Origin of the sequence: Streptacidiphilus fuscans (assembly GCF_015690355.1) — a bacterium.
GTDB lineage: Bacteria > Actinomycetota > Actinomycetes > Streptomycetales > Streptomycetaceae > Streptacidiphilus > Streptacidiphilus fuscans.
Map to the genome: position 1 here is coordinate 492,604 of NZ_JADPRT010000003.1, position 17,431 is coordinate 510,034.

The window sequence follows — 17,431 nt, forward strand, 5'->3', positions numbered from 1 at the left end:
GCCCACCCCAAGCGAAGACGCACGGAGCAGGCGACCGGACCGGTTGCCGGCAACCCCGGAGGCCGGAAATACCGAGGAGTGAACGTGACCGTCGAGAGCACGGCGGGGACGGCGACCGCTGCCGTCCCGGAGCTGGTGCAGCTGCTCACCCCCGAAGGGGAGCGAGTTTCGCACCCGCGCTTCTCCCTGGAGACGACTCCGGAAGAGCTGCGCTCCATCTATCGTGACCTGGTCCTGGTACGCCGCTTCGACGGCGAGGCCACCGCGCTTCAGCGCCAGGGCGAGCTGGGCCTCTGGGCCTCTCTGCTGGGACAGGAAGCCGCTCAGGTCGGCTCCGGCCGCGCCCAGCGTCCGGGCGACTACGCCTTCCCGACCTACCGCGAGCACGGCGTCGCCTGGTGCAAGGGCGTCGACCCGCTGAACCTGCTCGGGATGTTCCGTGGCGTGAACCACGGCGGCTGGGACCCGAACGAGAAGAACTTCCAGCTCTACACCATCGTCATCGGCTCGCAGACGCTGCACGCGACCGGCTACGCCATGGGCATCACCAAGGACGGCTCCGACGACGCCGTGGTCGCCTACTTCGGCGACGGCGCGTCCAGCCAGGGTGACGTCAGCGAGGCCTTCACCTTCGCCTCGGTCTACAACGCCCCGGTGGTCTTCTTCTGCCAGAACAACCAGTGGGCCATCTCCGAGCCCACCGAGCGGCAGACCCGCGTCCCGCTCTACCAGCGCGCGGCGGGCTTCGGCTTCCCGGGCGTCCGGGTGGACGGCAACGACGTGCTGGCCTGCCTCGCGGTCACCCGTTGGGCCCTGGACCGCGCCCGCGCGGGTGAGGGTCCGACGCTGATCGAGGCGTTCACCTACCGCATGGGCGCCCACACCACCTCCGACGACCCGACCCGCTACCGGATCGCGGACGAGTTGGAGGAGTGGAAGCTCAAGGACCCGATCGAGCGGGTCAAGGCCTACCTGGTCCGTGAGGACTGGGCGGACCAGGAGTTCTTCGACGCGGTCGAGGCGGAGAGCGAGCAGCTGGCCCGCCGCGTCCGCGAGGGTGTCCGCAACATGCCCGACCCCGACCCGACCTCGATCTTCGAGCACGTCTACGCCGAGGGCCACGCGCTCGTCGACGAGGAGCGTGCTGAGTACGTGGCATACGCGGCGTCGTTCGACGGCTCCGAAGAGGTTGGGGAGGGCCGCTGAGATGGCCGCTGAGAACTACTCGATGGTGAAGGCCCTCAACGAGGCGCTGCGGCGCTCGTTGGAGGCCGACCCGAAGACCCTGATCATGGGCGAGGACGTGGGCCGTCTCGGCGGCGTCTTCCGGGTCACCGACGGACTGCACAAGGACTTCGGCGACAGCCGCGTCATCGACACCCCGCTGGCCGAGTCCGGCATCATGGGCACCGCGATCGGCCTGGCGCTGCGCGGTTACCGCCCGGTGGTGGAGATCCAGTTCGACGGCTTCGTCTACCCGGCGTTCGACCAGATCGTCACCCAGCTGGCCAAGATGCACGCCCGTGCGCTGGGCCACATCAAGCTGCCGATCACCGTGCGCATCCCGTTCGGCGGCGGCATCGGCGCGGTCGAGCACCACAGCGAGTCGCACGAGGCGTACTTCGCGCACACGGCCGGCCTCAAGGTCGTCTCGCCGTCCAACCCGCTGGACGCGCACTGGATGCTGCGTCAGGCGATCGCCTCGGACGACCCGGTGATCTTCCTGGAGCCGAAGCGCCGCTACTGGGACAAGGGATCCGTGGACCCGCTCGGCGAGGCCCCGGCCCCGCTGCACGCCGCCCGCGTGACGCGTCCGGGCCGCGACCTGACCCTGATCGCCTACGGTCCGATGGTCAAGGTCTGCCTGGAGGCGGCCGAGGCCGCCGCCGAGGACGGCCACCAGATCGAGGTCGTCGACCTGCGGACGCTGTCCCCGCTGGACATGGACACCGTCACGGCCTCGGTCCAGCGGACCGGCCGCGCCGTGGTGGTCCACGAGGCCCCCGTCTTCATGGGCATGGGCTCGGAGCTGGCCGCCCGGATCACCGAGCGCTGCTTCTACTCCCTGGAGGCCCCCGTGCTCCGGGTCGGCGGTTACTTCTCGCCGTACCCGCCGAGCCGGGTGGAGGAGACGTACCTGCCGGACCTCGACCGGGTGCTCGACGCCGTCGACCGCGCCCTCGCCTTCTGACGGGGGATGGAGAGCACGATGAGCACTGCGGTGGAGAACGTTCGTCAGTTCAAGATGCCGGATGTCGGCGAGGGACTGACCGAGGCCGAGATCCTCAAGTGGTTCGTCCAGCCCGGTGACACGGTCACCGACGGCCAGGTCGTCTGCGAGGTGGAGACGGCGAAGGCGGCCGTCGAGCTGCCGATCCCGTTCGACGGGGTGGTGAAGGAGCTGTACTTCGGCGAGGGCACGACCGTCGACGTCGGCACGGCGATCATCAGCGTCGCCGTCGCGGGCGGCGCGGCGGCTCCGGCGGAGGCGGCCCCTGCGGCTGCCGCCGGCGCAGCCGAGGAGGAGGCCGAGCCGGAGCGGCGCGAGGTGCTGGTCGGCTACGGCCCGCGCTCGGGTTCGTCGAAGCGGCGCGCGCGCAAGCCCGCGGCTGCGGCGGCTCCGACGGTGGTCCAGGCGGGCGGGGAGGCGACGTACTACGCGCCGAAGCCGACGCCTGCGGCGGCGCCCGCGCCCGCGCCGGTTGCTCCGGCGGCCCCGGCTGTTCCCGCGTCCCCGGCCGTTTCGGCCGCCCCTGCCTCCGGTGAGCGTCCGCTGGCGAAGCCGCCGGTGCGGAAGCTGGCCAAGGACCTGGGCGTCGACCTGGCCGCGGTCACTCCGACGGGCCCGCACGGCAACGTCACCCGCGAGGACGTGCACGCGCACGTCAGCGCGGCGACCACGCCCGCGGCTGCGCCGGTTGCTGCTGCGGCCCCGGTGGCTGCGGCGGCCGAGCCGGTCGCGGTCGTCTCGGGTGAGGAGGACGTCCGGGTCCCGATCAAGGGCGTGCGCAAGGCGACCGCGGCGGCGATGGTCAGCTCCGCGTTCACCGCGCCGCACGTGACCGAGTGGGTCCAGGTCGACGTCACCCGCACGATGAAGCTGGTGCGCGAGCTCAAGGAGACCGGCGAGCTGGGTGCGGGCGTCCGGGTCAGCCCGCTGCTGCTGGTCGCCAAGGCCCTGCTGATCGCCATCCGGCGCCACCCGGAGGTCAACGCCAGCTGGGACGAGGCCAACCAGGAGATCGTCCACAAGCGCCGGATCAACCTCGGCATCGCCGCGGCGACGCCGCGCGGCCTGATCGTCCCGAACATCAAGGACGCTGGCAGCATGGCTCTTCCCGAGCTGGCGGGCGCGCTGACCTCGCTGATCGAGGTGGCCCGCGAGGGCAAGACCTCGCCTGCGGCGATGCAGGGCGGGACGGTCACGATCACCAACGTCGGCGTCTTCGGCGTCGACTCCGGCACCCCGATCCTGAACCCTGGCGAGGCCGCGATCCTGGCCTTCGGCCAGGTCCGGGAACTCCCGTGGGTCCACAAGGGGCGCGTCGTCCCGCGCCTGGTCACCACGCTGGCCCTGTCGTTCGACCACCGGATGGTCGACGGCGAACTGGGCAGCAAGGTCCTGGCGGACACGGCGGCAGTGCTGGAACAGCCGAAGAGGCTGATCAGCTGGCAGTGAGGCGAGCAGACGCTCCCGCAGGTAGTTGCACTACTTAGGGGCGCGGGGAACTGCGCGACAAGCCACCCAGGGTGGTGAGTCGCCGAGCGTGCAGGGCCATCCACCCAGGGTGGTTTCTCGCGCAGTTCCCCGCCCCCCCCGGGGGGGGTGGCGCGGGGGGGCGGGCCCCCCCCCCCCCGGGGGGGCGCCCCCGCCCCCCCCCCCCCCGCCCCTGTTGTGCTTGCTCATCTGCCCATGGTTGCTCACTCGCGGGGGTGAAGTTGGTGGGTAGCCGTATAGCGCCGAGCGGCATGCGGAAACGATCCGCCCCGTGCGTCGTCACCTGAGTGTGTTCCTGCTGCTCCTCGCCCTTCTCCTCGCGGGCGCCGCTCCGCCGCCCGCGTTGGCGTCCGAGCCGCGCGTCGTCGACGACGCCCTGCTCGTCGACAACGGGCCTGCGGCGAACCGGATCACGTTGGTGCTCATCGGGGACGGCTACACCGCCGACGAGCTCCCGCGCTTCCGCGCGCAGGCCGCGGACACCTGGCGGGCACTCAGTTCCGTGGAGCCGTTCCGGAGTTACGCGGGGCTGTTCGACGTGCGGCGGATCGATCTCGTGTCGCCCCGGTCGGGGATCGGCGGCGGTTCGCCGCTCGGCATGCACTTCGGGTGCCAGGGCATGCCGCGGCTGCTCTGCGCGGACGACGACGCCGTCGCCCGGTACACCGGGGCGCCGGACGGGCCCGAGTACGTCGTCGCGCTGGCCGACTCCGACCGGTACGGCGGGGGCGGAGGGACCGGGGTGACCACGCTGGCCGCCGGGGCGAGCGGGGCCGGGCTGATCATCCAGCACGAGATGGGACACACCGTCGGCGGTCTCGGCGACGAGTACGACGCCGCTCCCGGAGGGGACAGCGACTTCCCCAACGTCTCCTCCGTCGACGCCGACACGCTCGCGGCCACGCACGCCAAGTGGTGGCGCTGGCTGGGCGCGGAGGATCCCACCGGCGGCGTGGTCGGCGCGTACCGGAGCGCCAACGGGCTGTACCGGCCGACCCAGGACTCGATCATGCGGACCCTGGGTACCACCTACAACCTGCCCTCCCGCGAGGCGATCATCGAGTCGCTCTACCGTCGCGTCAGCCCCGTCGACACGGTCTCACCCGCCGCCGACGGCAGCGCGGTCGACGTCGGGACGACGCTCCGCGTCGCGCCCGTGCTCCCCGCCGACGGCAACCGGCTGACGGTCAGCTGGACCGTCGACGGCGGGCCGGCGCCCGGGAGTCTGCTGGGTGAGGGCGGGCTGGCGTTCGACACCAGGGGGCTGGAGCTGCCGTCGGGGGCGCGGGCGACGGTCCGAGTCACCGTCACCGACCGTACGCCGTGGGTCCGCGACGAGGGCTTCCGGCAGCAGCGGATGAGCAGGACGTTCAGCTGGGTCGTGGCGGCGTAGCGAGGGTTGTGGCGGTTGTGGAGGCCTGAGCTGGGCAAGGTCAAGTTCTGCTAACGGGCTGCAGTCACCCTTGGGGGTGACAGGGAGGCATATGAGAGTGTGTGAGAACAGGTAAGCACTGGGGTGGGGAGACACCGAGTGGGCGAGCGTAAGCGCGGTCGGGGCGTGGCGATCAAGGCCGCACTTGCGGGACTGGTCACGCTGGGTGTGGCCGGTGCGTTCGTCGCGCCGACCGCGTTCGGCGCCAGCGCCAACGGGTCGACCCCGGCGGCGAGTTCGAGCACCGGTGCGAGCGCAGGCGCCAGTGCCGGTGTCGGCGCTGCCGCGACGCCCGGTGCGCCCGGTTCGGGCAGTATGTCCGTTGCGCCGCGCGTCGCCGCAGTGGCCTCCACCACCTGGAACTCCGCCGCTGCGGCGCAGTTCTGGACTCCAGCGCGCATCGCGGCGGCTCTGCCGGACGAGGCGGTCGCGGCCAAGGTCAGCGGTTCCGGCGTCCACGCCGCGGCCACGACCACGACCACGTCCCACGCGGTCACCTCGACGCCGAACGTGGTGGCCCCGGCCACGATCGCGCACTCGTACCACTTCGGCGGGACGCCGGAGACGGGCATCATCGTCTACCGGTCGAGCAACCTCACCACGCACTACTGCACCGCCAGCGTGGTCAACAGCGCCGGGCACAACATGATCGTGATGGCCGCCCACTGCAACCCCGGCAGCTGGATGGCCTACGTGCCCGAGTACCAGCACGGCGCGGTCACCCAGCCGTACGGGATCTGGGCGGTCACCAAGGTCTTCAAGGACGCGCACTACAGCAGCGGCGAGTCCGACGCGAGCGACTACGACTACGCCTTCGCCCAGGTCGCGCCGAACTCCCTGGGGCAGCTGATCCAGAACGTGACCGGCGGCTACCACCTCGCCTACACGTCGAGCTACTACCTCTACGTCACCGCCCTCGGCTACCCGGCTATTTCCTCGGACCCGGCCGACGAGGCCATCCGATGCAGCCCGAACTACCGGACCGGCAAGCTGGCCGGCTACCGGCAGATGGTGCTGTACTGCACCGGCTTCTACGGCGGCACCTCGGGCGGTCCGTGGATCACCTACTTCAACGGGACGACGGGCAACCTGATCGGCCTGACCGGCGGTTACGAGGAGGGCGGCCCGAACAGCTGGATCAGCTACAGCCCGATCTTCGACAGCCGGATCTTCTCGCTGTTCGCCTACGCGCAGACGCACTGAGCCCACGGTCGCCTGCCCGGCTGATCCCCGGTTGATCCCGGGGCTGAGGAGTACGTCTCACTTTCCAGACGGCAGGAACAGGTCCAAAGGTCCTACCTTTAAGCTGTCGGCATCATGTCTGCTGCCGAGCCTGCCGCCGCGTCCGGTCCTCCTGCCACCGCGACCACCGCCGCCGACGCGCCGGTCGTCGTCCGGCGGGAGCCGCCGGGCGGGCGGGGCGCGTGGACCGCGTGGGGCATCGGCGTCACCGTCTACGTCCTGGCGGTGGTGCACCGGACCAGCCTCGGCGTCGCCGGTCTGGACGCGGCTGCCCGCTTCGGCATCAACGCGTCGGCGCTGTCGACCTTCTCCATCCTGCAGGTGCTCGTCTACGCGGGCATGCAGATACCGGTCGGCCTGCTGGTCGACCGCTACGGCCCGCGCCGGATCCTCAGCGCGGGTCTGGTGCTGCTCACGGCCGGTCAGCTGGGCTTCGCGCTGGCCACCTCGTTCACCCCGGCGCTGCTCGCGCGCGGCGTGCTGGGCTGCGGCGACGCGATGACCTTCGTCAGCGTGCTGCGGATCGGCGCGCGCTGGTTCCCTGCCTTCCGCAACCCCTTCATCGCCCAGCTGACCGGCCTGGTTGGCACGATCGGCAACCTGGTCACCACGCTGGTGCTCTCGCAGGTCCTGCACAGCGCGGGCTGGACGCCGACCTTCGGCACCACCGCGCTCTTCGGCGTGGTCGTGTTGGCCGTGGTCGTCCTCGGTCTGCGTGAGACGCCGGACAGCGCGCCTCGCGAGTCGCTGTTCGCGCGGCGTGCGGGCGGGGGCCCGGCGGGGGGCGCTGGGGGCGCGGCGCGTCCGGCGGGTTTCTCGCTGCGCGACCAGATCCGGGTGAGCTGGCGGGAGCCGGGCACCCGGCTGGGCATGTGGGTGCACTTCACCACGGCGTTCCCGGCGTCGAGCTTCCTGCTGTTGTGGGGGATGCCGTTCCTGATGAACAGTCAGGGCATGACCCGCGCGGAGGCGGGCGGGATGCTCAGCCTGGTGATCCTCAGCGGCATGGGCTTCGCGGTCCTCTTCGGCCAGCTGATGTCCCGCAGGCCGGGTCTGCGGACGCCGACGGTCTTCGCGGTGGTGCTGGGCACGGGTTCGGTCTGGGCCGCGGTGCTGCTGTGGCCGGGCGGCGGTGGGCACGTGCCGCTGTGGCTGCTGCTGCTCCTGGTCGTGGTGATGGGCAGCAACGGCCCCGCGTCCCTGATCGGCCTCGACTACGCCCGCCCGGTCAACCCGCCGGAGCGGGTCGGCACGGCCTCCGGCATCGTCAACATGGGCGGCTTCATCGCCGCGGTCATCGCGCTGTTCCTGATCGGCTTCGTCCTCGACCTAGCCACACCGGGCGGCGGCACGGACTACACGCCTGCGGCGTTCCGCGCGGCGTTCGCCACGCTGTACGCGCCGATGGCGCTGGGGCTCTTCCAGATCCTCCGCCTCCGCGCTCGCGCGCTGGCCCGCGAACGGGAAGTTGCACTGTCTGGGGGCGCGAGGAACTGCGCGACAAGCCACCCTGCGAGGTAGAGCCCCGAACGCGCAGGGCCATCCGCTCGTGAGTGGTTGCTCGCGCCCACGCGGCGGAGCCGCAATTCAGCGGAGCCCCGCGCCCCCAGGCAGAGTGCAACGTCCCCCGTGTCGAAGTGTCCTCAGGGTGTGACCGAGAAGTTGTCCAGGATGCGGTGCGCCAGCACCTCGTCGCCCTCGGACTTCACGTCCGCCGTCGACGGGGAGATCCGGCCGCACGCGAGGCGGGCGTACGTCTCCCAGTCCATGCTGAACCGCGCCGCAGGCGCCAGCGGCACCATGGCGTCGACACTGCCGCGGCCGGACTCGTCGACGTGGACGGAGGTCATGAACTCCTGCGCGCCGTGGACGTCGAAGACGACCGTGGAGCCCGCGGGCGCGCCCGCCAGCTTCGCGACGGCGCGGGGCAGCAGCTCGACCAGGTAGTCGCGGGTGATGCCCGCTGCCGCGCTGTCCAGGTCGCCGGGAGCGCGGAGCGCCCTGCGGATGTCCTGCTCGTGGGTCCAGACGTCGAAGACGCGGGTGCGGAGCAGCTGGTGGTAGGGGATCTCCCGGCTGTACGGGCCCATCGGCCAGCGGACCTCGTCCGTCGGCTCGTAGCGCGTGCCGCGCAGCGCGCGGGACCTGCGGATGATCGTGTACTCCAGCTCCGCGGTCATCTCCGGGGCCGTGTGGCAGCGCCGCTTGTCGACCGGCACCTCGCAGTAGCGGGTGAACTCGTCGACCACGTGCCGCAGGTCGCGGGGCAGGGTGTGGATCGGTCGGGGGTCGCCCAGCAGCTCCAGCTCCATGCCTATGACGTGGGAGACCACGTCGCGGACGGACCAGCCGGGGCACTCGGTGGGGCGGTTCCACTCTCCCTCACTGAGCGGGGTGACCAGCTCGGATATGGCCTCGATGGACTGGGTCCAGGCATCGGCGTATGCCTGAACCGTCTGCTTGTCGGTCACGTTCACGACCCCTCGGGCGGTGCAGCCAATTGCGCTATCGGCACGTTACGCTGCCTGCTGTCCCCAGGTCAGCGCTTTCCGGTGTTGATCGGTCTTGATCGTAGGGCCCCTGACGGAGTGGGTGGTACGGTGCGCGCTTCTCTTGTCCAGATCGATGTCAACGAAGCGGAGTCCGTGGACGACCGCAGGGCGCGCGTGGCCGCGCTGGTGCGGGCCCAGCGCGGGGCGGACCTGGTGGTGCTGCCGGAGCTGTGGAACCTCGGCGGATTCGCCTACGACGCGTGGCAGCCGGGCGCGGAGCCGCTGGACGGGCCGACCGCGGAGGCGATGTCCGCCGCGGCAAAGGAAGCGAACGTCTGGCTGCACGCCGGGTCGATGGTGGAACGCGACCCCGACGGGCCGCTGTTCAACACCTCGCTGCTCTTCGCACCGGACGGCGAACTGCATGCCGTCTACCGCAAGATCCACCGCTTCGGCTTCGACAGCGGAGAGGCGGCGCTGATGGCGGCCGGGCAGGAGGTCTGCGTCGTCGACACGCCGTTCGGGCGGATGGGGCTGGCGACCTGCTACGACCTGCGCTTCCCTGAGCTGTTCCGGGCGATGCTGGACCGAGGCGCGGAGCTGTTCGTCGTCCCGGCGGCGTGGCCGGCCCGGCGGGCCGAGCACTGGGCGCTGCTGGCCCGCGCCCGCGCGGTGGAGGAGCAGGCCCTCGTCCTGGCCTGCAACACCGCGGGCACCCACGGGGGCGTCCCGCAGGCGGGCCGCAGCGTCGTGGTCGATCCGTGGGGCGCGGTCCTGGCGGAGGCGAACGGTGGTGAGTCGGGCAGCTCGGAGGAGGTGCTGACGGTCGACCTCGACCCGTCGGTCGTCGCCCGCACGCGCGAGGAGTTCCCGGTGCTGCGGGACCGTCAGAAGTGGTGACCGGTACCGGAACCGTGGGAAGTGGCAGGAAGCTGTCACTGTGTTCACCATTGCCACTGACGCCAGTGGTGGCAGATTGGCGCATGATCCTCTGACGTCGCACTGATCAGCCGCGCTCTCACCGGATTCTGGTTGGCCTGCGGACGACATTGCGGTAAATGTGATGAGTGCCTGACAAAACAGCGTCCCTCGCGACGCCTCTCCCCTCACAGGCGCGCTCGTCGCTGTGGCGCCATCGTGACTTCATGCTGCTCTGGGGCGGCGGTGCGGCCAGCGACCTCGGTTCGGCCGTTTCCACGTTGCTCATACCGCTGATGGCTGTTCAGAGTGTTGGCGCGACCACGTTCCAGGTCGCCATGCTGAGCCTGGCCCGCCGACTCCCCGCGGCGGTCTTCTCACTGCCGGCGGGGGTCCTGGTGGACCGGTTGCGCAAGCGCCGGCTGATGCTCTGGTGTCAGATCCTGTGCGCGCTGGCCATCGGTTCGGTGCCCGTCGTCGCCTTCCTCGGGCACGTCCACCTCTGGCAGCTCTACGTCGTCACCGCGGTGGTGGGCAGCATCACCGTCTTCTTCGGCATCGCCGACCTCAGCTACCTGCCCCACGTGCTGACGCGTGACCAACTGGTCGACGGCAACGGCAAACTGAACGCCACCGAGACCGCCTCCGACTCGGCGGGCCCGGCGCTCGGCGCGCTGCTCGCCGGCGTGGTGACGGCCGGACGGGCCGTCGCCGTGGACGCGGTCTCCTACGTGATCTCCGCCGTCACGCTGGTGCTGATGCGAGCGCCGGACCCGCGTCCGGAGCCGGACCGGACCCGGACCGCGCCCGTCAGCTTTCGCGTGGCGATGACCGAGGGCCTGCGCTTCGCGTGGCGCAACCCCGTGCTGCGGGCGATCATCTGCTGCACCGCGACGGCGAACCTGGGCATCATCGCCGTGGGGAGCCTGGAGGTGGTCTACCTCGTCCGCGGCCTGAACACCTCGGGGCCGCTCGTGGGTGTGGTGATCGGCACCGGCGTGCTCGGCGGGTTCGCCGGCAGTCTGCTGGCCAAGCCGTTGGCCGCGCGGGTGGGCAACGCCCGGCTGATGTGGGTGTCGTTGATCGTCTGTGCCCCCTTCGCGCTGCTGATGCCGTTGGCGGGCCCCGGCGTGGGACTGATCCTGTACTCGCTCGGATGGGGCGTCTTCAACGCGGGCGGCGCCGTCTACCAGACCGCGCAGATGGCCTACCGGCAGTCGAGCATCCCCAAGGAGATCCTCGGCCGGGTCAACGCCGGTATCCGCTGGGTGGTCTGGAGCACGATGCCGCTCGGCGCGCTGCTCGGCGGTGTGGTGGGCACCTGGCTCGGGCTCCGCACCGCGCTCTGGGTCGCTACCGGCTTCCTCGCTGTGACCGGTCTGTGGCTGCTCGCCTCGCCGCTGCGCGGCTGGCGGGACATTCCGGAGAGTCAGGCCGGCTGAGCCGAGCGTCAGGCCCGCTGATCCGTACGGGCGTTGCGCTGGTTGTGCGTCGACCGGATCAGTGAGAGCAGCTCGCGGGCGGGCCCCTTGGGCTTCGCGCCCTTGGGCCAGACCGCGCGCAGCGGGCGTTCCAGCACCAGGTCGGCCACGGGCACGGCGACCAGCCGCCCTGCGGCCAGATCGTCGGCCACCGCGAGTTCGCTGACCACGGCCGGCCCCGCGCCGCTGGTGGCGGCCGACTTGAGCGCCGTCGTCGACGCGAGCGTGAGCAGTGGCTCGGCCAGTCCGCCGGCGGGAGCGAGAGCCGCGTCCAGCACCTCCCGGGTGCCGCTTCCCTGCTCGCGCAGGATCAGCGGGGTGGAGGCGACCTCGGCCGGGGAGAGCGGGGTGCGCCGCCGCGCCCACCGGTGCGTGGGGGAGACGAGCACCAGCAGGCGGTCGCGTGCGACGACCACGCCGTCCAGGCCCGTCGGGATCCGCACGCCCTCGACGAAGCCGAGGTCGGCCTCGCCGTCGAGGATGTGCGCGGCCACCTCGGTCGAGTTCGCCGCGCGCAGGGTCACGGCCGTTCCGGGCAGCGCCGCGTGCAGGGCCAGCAGCCAGCCGGGCATCAGGTACTCCGCGACGGTCAGGCTCGCCGAGACCCGCAGCCGTGCGTCCCGGCGTTCACGCAGTGCCGAGATCCCGGCGTCGAGGGCCTGGGCCGCGCCCACCACCTGCGCCGCCCACTCGGCGACGAGCGCCCCGGCCTCGGTGGGCCGGGAGCCCCGCGGGGAGCGCTCCAGCAGGGTGACGCCGATCTGCCGCTCCATGGCCGCGATCCGGGCCGAGGCGGCAGGCTGGGTGATGCCCAGCTCGGCCGCCGCCCGGCCGAGGCTGCCGAGCCGGACCACGGCCAGCAGCAGCGCCAGCGCGCCGAGCTCCGGCACGTGTGGGGAGAGCGGGATGTTGGCCAGGGCTGGGGTCGGGGCCGTGGCTGGGGTCGAGCTCATAGCGTCAGCTTATGTCCCCATCGGGGATTGATCCCTACCGGCGGCGACGCGCAGGAACGACGGTGGAGACATGACCACCACGCTCACCCAGCCGCTCACCAGCCGATTCACCAGACGGCCCGACGCGCCGCACCCTGTCACCCGTCACCCCTTCGTCGCGGCGGCCGGCCGCTTCGGACCGAACTGGTACGCGGCGGTGATGGGCACCGCCATCGTCGCCAACGGCGCACACGTCCTGCCGGGCGTCGCCTCGACGGCGTGGGCGCAGGTGTGGGCGCAGGCGTTCTGGGCGCTGGGCTTCGCCGGGCTGGTGGTGTTGGCCGGGACGCGGCTCGTGGGCCGACTGCACCACGCTCGGGTCCGGCCCCTGGACGACCCGTCCGTCGCGGTCTTCCTCGGCTGCCCGCCGATGGCGCTCATGGCCGTCGGCTTCGGCGCCCTGGGCGCGGGCGAGCCCCTGCTCGGACACGGCCTGGCACTGGCGCTGGACGCCGTGCTGTGGACGCTGGGGACGGTCTACGGGCTCTGGGCGGCCGGGACGGTCCTCTACCGGCTGGCCATGCACTACGACGTGGCCCGGGCGGACGCTGCGCCGACCTGGCTGCTGCCGGTGGTCGCGCCGATGGTCTCCGCGGCGCTCGGCCCGGCGCTGATCCCGCATCTGCCGGTCGGGCAGGCGCAGTTGACGATGCTCTTCGCCTGTATCGCGATGTTCGGCCTCAGCCTGGTCGCGGTGCTGATGCTGCTGCCGACGCTCTTCGCCCGGCTCGCCCACGACGGGCCGCTGCCGCCCGCGTTGATCCCCACGCTGTTCCTGGTGCTCGGCCCGCTCGGCCAGTCGGTCACCGCCGTGACCCAGTTCGCCGCGCACGGCCCGGCGGCGCTCGGCGCTCCGCTCGGCGGCTTCGCGCTGCTGTACGGCGTGCCGGTGTTCGGCTTCGCGCTGCTCTGGCTGGCGGTGGCGGGCGCGGCGACGGTCCACGGCCTGCGCAAGGGGATGCCGTTCGCCATGACCTGGTGGGCGTACACCTTCCCGGTGGGCACCTGCGTCACCGGCGCCGCAGGGCTCTACGCCCGCACCGGGCTCACCGCCTTCGCGGTCGTACAGGTGGCGCTGTACGTGCTCCTGGTGTCGGCCTGGGCCGTGGCGGCGGTGCGCACGGCCCGAGCGCTGCCGACGTTCCTGCGCGGCTGAGGTCAGGACGCCTCGGGGTAGGCGACCGAGGTGTCGGCCCAGTCCAGCGCGGTCAGGATGGTGTGGCGCAGCTGCTGGTCGGTCCAGCTGGTGTCGAACTCCAGCGGAAGCACCGGCGAGACCTCTTCGAGGGTGCTGATCATCGGGCTGTGCGCGACGGCCTTGTCCACCAGCAGCACCACCGGCTTGCGCAGCGCGGTGGCCCAGCCCAGCTCCATGCCGACGCCCGCGGAGAGCGGCGAGCCGACGTAGGCGATGGCCAGGTCCGCCGACTGCATGGCACGGAACGCGGACGGGACGCGCATGCCGGTTCCGACACCGCGGGTCGTCCAGACGTCGTCGTGGTGCGTGCTGAACACGCTGACACCGCAGTCCAGAAGGGCCTCGCGCACGGCGTTTATCCGGCCGCGCAGGGCCAGGCTGAAGACGCCGTCGGCCGGTCCGGTCAGGCGCAGGGACGGCGCGGCGAGGAACACGCGCACGGTGCGGCGTGCGTCTGCGGCGATCTCGACGTCGGACAGCTCAGTCATGATCAGCTCCGATTGAAAAGTTGACCAGAGCGAGTCAAATCCCGTACGTTGCCGGATACTTGTCTCATCGGTCTGGTGTGGAGGATCAGGCGCCGGCCGGCGGCCCTTGGGGGATGTATCGATGGTGCCGGGGGCCACGAGTGAGCGTCTACGCGGCCCCTGTGACAGCAAGTTGCCTCCCAGTGGCACGACCATGCGTCAGCTGTCGACGGCGGTGCTGGTCAGCAGGCCCATCTGGGCTGCTTTGACGCCTGCTTCGAAGCGGCTCTCCGCACCGAGCTCCTGCATGATGGAGGCGATGTGACGGCGGCAGGTCCGGACCGACATGCCCAACCGCTTGGCGACCACCTCGTCCTTGAGGCCCTGGGCCAGCAGGTCGAGGACCGCCAGCCGGAGGTCACCGGACACACCCTGGTAGCCGGGGCCCTCGGTGATGAACGGGACGGCGCTGACCCAGAACTGGTCGAAGAGGGTGCAGAGAAAGGAAATGAGCACCGGCTCGCGGACGATGACCGCACCCGGAGCCTGGTGCGGGTTGCTGCGCTTGGGGATGAAGGCGACCTCACGGTCGAAGATGAACATCCGCTCGGCAAGCTGGTCGGCGGTGCGGATCTGGGCACCGGCCTCGACCATGGTCGACACGTAGGAGCGCATGCTCAACTGCGTGCGTGTGGTGTGCTGGTAAAGGACTCGAACACGAACTCCGCGATTGACCGCCGCCAAGTTGGTGGGGAGCGCGGTCTGCAACAGTGCCGGGTCCCGGAATCCGCCGGGCTGTACGATCAACATTTCCTTGGAGCAGGTGTCGAGCGCCTGGTTGACCAGGAACTGCACTTCGGCCGCCTCGGAGACGATTTCCAGACCACCCTCCACCGGGTTGGAAACCGTGCGCCCCAGATATGCGGGCATCAGCTGGAGCAGGCGCTCCCGAGTGATCTCCATGGCGTCGCGGTAGGTCCGTATCGTCGACTCCAGCGGCTCGGCGAGCCGGGCGGCCGCCAACTCCGGGTTGACGGGTATCAGGACGTTGGAATCCTCGGCCGAGACCTGGAGAAGGCGACAGGCCACCAAGGTGTCTCGGCACTCCGTGAGCTCATCGTGTTCGAGCCCGGTGGCCTTGGCTGCGCTGTCGTATCTGAACTCCCCGTCCACCAGAGCCCTGCGGTAGACGGTGACCGCTGACGGGGTCAGCTCGGGAGGGAGCAGCGAACCCGTTGTCGTCGAATCGTCCACATTGACCCCGAAATCTTCTCTGGCCACTTCAAGACCGGCCACTTGTTGCCAGTATCGAACACCAGGTGGCTTTGCGTACGTGCTTCATTGTGATGCATGACGGTCACGGGGGAACCGACTCGAAGCAAGCACATTGGCCTAGGGTCAACGTTGTCCAGTGACCCATGCTCGAAAGGAAGTGGTCTCATGCGTTCCGCCCGCCGTGTACGTCTGGCTGTCCTGGCGCTGTCGCTCAGCGCAGTGGTCCTCCTTGCGGGGGCCGGGGCTGCCTCGGCGGACACGATCTGGAACGGTGCAGGGTCCAACGCGGTGGCCGCGCAACCCTGATAAAGCTCCCCGGCCGATCCTCCTCGGCGACCGGGGTAAGCGAAAACTGAGGGGCCGTGCCTCCCCGGACACGGCCCCTCAGTTGACGCTATGTGTGTGACATGCCCGCGTCAGCGGGCGTTGCCCTCAGCGGTTGTTGCCCTCGCCGCGGCCCTTGGGGCGCCAGACGACCAGGGCCGAGCTCTGCTGGTACGGGACCAGATCGCGGCGGTACGACGCGTGGACCGCCGCTGCCGCGGCCTCCGCCGCGCCCTGGAGTTCGGCGACGCGGGCCTGGAGCGCGGCGACCTGGTTCTCCAGCTCGATGATCCGCTTGATGCCCGCGAGGTTGATGCCCTCCTCCTGGGAGAGCCGCTGGACCTCGCGGAGCTGTTCGATGTCGCGGGACGAGTACCGCCGGCCGCGCCCGGCCGTGCGGTCGGGGGAGACCAGGCCGAGCCGGTCGTACTGACGCAGCGTCTGCGGGTGCAGACCGCTCAGCTCCGCCGCGACGGAGATGACGTAGACCGGGGTGTACTCGGTCAGCTGGTACGTGACCCGGGGGCCGCGCGCCGCTCCGCCGCCGACCGCTCCGCCGCCGACCGGGTTGCCGGGCCCGCCCATGCCCTGGGGTCCGCCGTCGTTGGTGCCGGGCATCTCACGCCTCCTCCGCTGCCTTGAACAGCGCCGCCCGCGGGTCCTCCGCGGCCGTTGCCTCGCGGTACTTCGTCAGGGCCGCCCTGGCCTCGCCCTCCGTCTCCAGAGGGACCGTGACCTCGACGGTGACCAGCAGGTCGCCGCGGGTGCCGTCCTTGCGGACCGCGCCCTTGCCGCGGGCCCGCATGGTGCGACCGTTGGCGGTGCCCGCCGGGATCTTCATGGTGACCGCCGGGCCGCCGAGGGTCGGCACCCGGATCGTGCCACCCAACGCCGCCTCGGGGAAGGAGACCGGCACGGTCACCGTCAGATTGTCGCCGCGTCGGCCGAAGACCGGGTGCGGGGTGACGTGGACCGTCACGTACAGGTCGCCCGCCGGGCCGCCGCGCTCGCCCTGGGCGCCCTTGCCCTTGAGCCGGATCCGCTGGTCCTCGCCGACTCCGGCGGGGATCCGGACCTGCATGGTCCGGGCCGACGTGGCGCGGCCGCTGCCGTGGCAGACCTCGCACGGGTCGTCGACCAGCAGGCCGCGGCCCTTGCAGTCGCGGCAGGGCTCGCTCAGCGCGAAGCTGCCCTGGCCCCGGCTGACATGGCCGGTGCCGACGCAGGTCGGGCAGACCCGGGGGGTGGTGCCGGCCTTGGCGCCGGTGCCCGCACAGGCCTTGCACGGGGACTGGCTGGTCATCCGGATCGGGACCGTGGCGCCCTCGACCGCCTCGACGAAGCTGAGGGTGACCTCGGACTCGACGTCCGCGCCGCGCCTCGGCTGGGTGGAGGTGGTCCGACCACGGCCGCCGAAGAGACCGCCGAAGAGGTCGCCGACCCCGCCGCCGAAGCCCCCGCCCTGACCGCCCTGGCCGGGCTGTCCGGCGCCGCCGAACAGGTCGCCCAGGTCGAAGTTGAACCCGCCCTGGCCCGCCCCGCCGCGGAAGCCGCCGTTGGCGAAGAGCGTGCGCGCCTCGTCGTAGTCCTTGCGGCGCTTCGGGTCGGACAGGACGTCGTTGGCCTCGGAGATCTCCTTGAAGCGCTCCTCGGCGGCCTTGTCACCCTTGTTGGCGTCCGGGTGGAACTCCCGGGCCAGCTTGCGGTACGCCTTCTTGATCTCAGCGATGGAGGCGTCCTTGGGCACGCCCAGGACCTTGTAGTAGTCCTTCTCCACGTAGTCCTTGCCGCTCAAAGCTCTCCCTCCTCACGCTCTGACCAACGACGCCCTGACCACTGCGATCACTGCACTGATCAGCGGTAGCGGGGGTGGGGGGGGGGGGGGGGGGGGG

The 17,431-nt window shown here is 71.3% G+C and carries 15 protein-coding genes; 9 read left to right on the plus strand and 6 right to left on the minus strand.

The window, feature by feature from the left end; genetic code table 11:
- The first annotated feature begins 78 nt into the window (after positions 1 to 78).
- From pdhA to I2501_RS09455, 6 genes are all read left to right on the plus strand, one after another.
- Entirely contained in the window at positions 79 to 1,206 is a 1,128-nt protein-coding gene (gene pdhA, locus I2501_RS09430) for a pyruvate dehydrogenase (acetyl-transferring) E1 component subunit alpha (RefSeq protein WP_196193402.1), read from the plus strand.
- A gap of 1 nt (position 1,207) precedes the next feature.
- Positions 1,208 to 2,191 (plus strand): alpha-ketoacid dehydrogenase subunit beta, encoded by a 984-nt coding sequence (locus I2501_RS09435; RefSeq protein WP_196193403.1) that lies wholly within the window; start codon positions 1,208 to 1,210, stop codon positions 2,189 to 2,191.
- Positions 2,192 to 2,209: 18 nt separating this feature from the next.
- Positions 2,210 to 3,679 (plus strand): dihydrolipoamide acetyltransferase family protein, encoded by a 1,470-nt coding sequence (locus I2501_RS09440; protein ID WP_196193404.1) that lies wholly within the window; start codon positions 2,210 to 2,212, stop codon positions 3,677 to 3,679.
- A 310-nt stretch (positions 3,680 to 3,989) separates the two neighbouring features.
- Positions 3,990 to 5,111 (plus strand): M64 family metallopeptidase, encoded by a 1,122-nt coding sequence (locus I2501_RS09445; RefSeq protein WP_196193405.1) that lies wholly within the window; start codon positions 3,990 to 3,992, stop codon positions 5,109 to 5,111.
- 138 nt (positions 5,112 to 5,249) lie between these two features.
- Entirely contained in the window at positions 5,250 to 6,353 is a 1,104-nt protein-coding gene (locus tag I2501_RS09450) for a trypsin-like serine peptidase (RefSeq protein WP_196193406.1), read from the plus strand.
- 114 nt (positions 6,354 to 6,467) lie between these two features.
- Positions 6,468 to 7,913 carry an MFS transporter gene (locus I2501_RS09455; RefSeq protein WP_196193407.1) on the plus strand — a complete coding sequence of 482 codons (1,446 nt, stop codon included), beginning with the start codon at positions 6,468 to 6,470 and terminating at the stop codon, positions 7,911 to 7,913.
- A 122-nt stretch (positions 7,914 to 8,035) separates the two neighbouring features.
- On the opposite strand, the gene I2501_RS09460 is transcribed toward I2501_RS09455, so the two are convergent.
- Positions 8,036 to 8,863, minus strand: coding sequence for a maleylpyruvate isomerase family mycothiol-dependent enzyme (locus I2501_RS09460; RefSeq protein WP_196193408.1), 828 nt, complete (start codon positions 8,861 to 8,863; stop codon positions 8,036 to 8,038).
- 129 nt (positions 8,864 to 8,992) lie between these two features.
- Between I2501_RS09460 and I2501_RS09465 the strand changes: the two genes are divergently transcribed.
- Together I2501_RS09465 and I2501_RS09470 are read left to right on the plus strand one after the other, a co-directional pair.
- The gene (locus I2501_RS09465) at positions 8,993 to 9,784 is read left to right on the plus strand and encodes a carbon-nitrogen family hydrolase (RefSeq protein WP_196193409.1); all 792 of its coding nucleotides are present in this window, start codon (positions 8,993 to 8,995) and stop codon (positions 9,782 to 9,784) included.
- 167 nt (positions 9,785 to 9,951) lie between these two features.
- Entirely contained in the window at positions 9,952 to 11,244 is a 1,293-nt protein-coding gene (locus I2501_RS09470; RefSeq protein ID WP_328806292.1) for an MFS transporter, read from the plus strand.
- Between the two features lie 8 nt (positions 11,245 to 11,252).
- Here the strand turns inward: I2501_RS09470 and I2501_RS09475 are convergent, their stop codons facing one another.
- Positions 11,253 to 12,236, minus strand: coding sequence for a LysR family transcriptional regulator (locus tag I2501_RS09475; RefSeq protein WP_196193411.1), 984 nt, complete (start codon positions 12,234 to 12,236; stop codon positions 11,253 to 11,255).
- Between the two features lie 70 nt (positions 12,237 to 12,306).
- On the opposite strand from I2501_RS09475, the gene I2501_RS09480 reads away from it, so the two are divergent.
- Positions 12,307 to 13,431: a TDT family transporter gene (locus I2501_RS09480; RefSeq protein ID WP_196193412.1), complete on the plus strand. Its 1,125-nt coding sequence runs from the start codon at positions 12,307 to 12,309 to the stop codon at positions 13,429 to 13,431.
- Between the two features lie 2 nt (positions 13,432 to 13,433).
- On the opposite strand, the gene I2501_RS09485 is transcribed toward I2501_RS09480, so the two are convergent.
- From I2501_RS09485 to dnaJ, 4 genes are all read right to left on the minus strand, one after another.
- Complete coding sequence (locus tag I2501_RS09485) at positions 13,434 to 13,961, minus strand: TIR domain-containing protein (protein WP_196193413.1); 528 nt, start codon at positions 13,959 to 13,961, stop codon at positions 13,434 to 13,436.
- Positions 13,962 to 14,159: 198 nt separating this feature from the next.
- Positions 14,160 to 15,236, minus strand: coding sequence for a helix-turn-helix transcriptional regulator (locus I2501_RS40545; RefSeq protein ID WP_196193414.1), 1,077 nt, complete (start codon positions 15,234 to 15,236; stop codon positions 14,160 to 14,162).
- A 411-nt stretch (positions 15,237 to 15,647) separates the two neighbouring features.
- Complete coding sequence (locus I2501_RS09495; protein ID WP_196193652.1) at positions 15,648 to 16,124, minus strand: heat shock protein transcriptional repressor HspR; 477 nt, start codon at positions 16,122 to 16,124, stop codon at positions 15,648 to 15,650.
- 34 nt (positions 16,125 to 16,158) lie between these two features.
- Positions 16,159 to 17,334: a molecular chaperone DnaJ gene (gene dnaJ, locus I2501_RS09500; protein WP_196193415.1), complete on the minus strand. Its 1,176-nt coding sequence runs from the start codon at positions 17,332 to 17,334 to the stop codon at positions 16,159 to 16,161.
- Positions 17,335 to 17,431 lie beyond the last annotated feature (97 nt).

What these genes read in the sequence shown, in the direction of transcription:
- I2501_RS09475 (WP_196193411.1), bottom strand. Translation starts at nt 12,236, where the DNA reads ATGAGCTCGACCCCAGCCACGGCCCCGACCCCAGCCCTGGCCAACATC.
- I2501_RS09495 (WP_196193652.1), bottom strand. Translation starts at nt 16,124, where the DNA reads ATGGGCGGGCCCGGCAACCCGGTCGGCGGCGGAGCGGTCGGCGGCGGA.
- I2501_RS09485 (WP_196193413.1), bottom strand. Translation starts at nt 13,961, where the DNA reads ATGACTGAGCTGTCCGACGTCGAGATCGCCGCAGACGCACGCCGCACC.
- I2501_RS09455 (WP_196193407.1), top strand. Translation starts at nt 6,468, where the DNA reads ATGTCTGCTGCCGAGCCTGCCGCCGCGTCCGGTCCTCCTGCCACCGCG.
- I2501_RS09435 (WP_196193403.1), top strand. Translation starts at nt 1,208, where the DNA reads ATGGCCGCTGAGAACTACTCGATGGTGAAGGCCCTCAACGAGGCGCTG.
- I2501_RS09440 (WP_196193404.1), top strand. Translation starts at nt 2,210, where the DNA reads ATGAGCACTGCGGTGGAGAACGTTCGTCAGTTCAAGATGCCGGATGTC.
- I2501_RS09480 (WP_196193412.1), top strand. Translation starts at nt 12,307, where the DNA reads ATGACCACCACGCTCACCCAGCCGCTCACCAGCCGATTCACCAGACGG.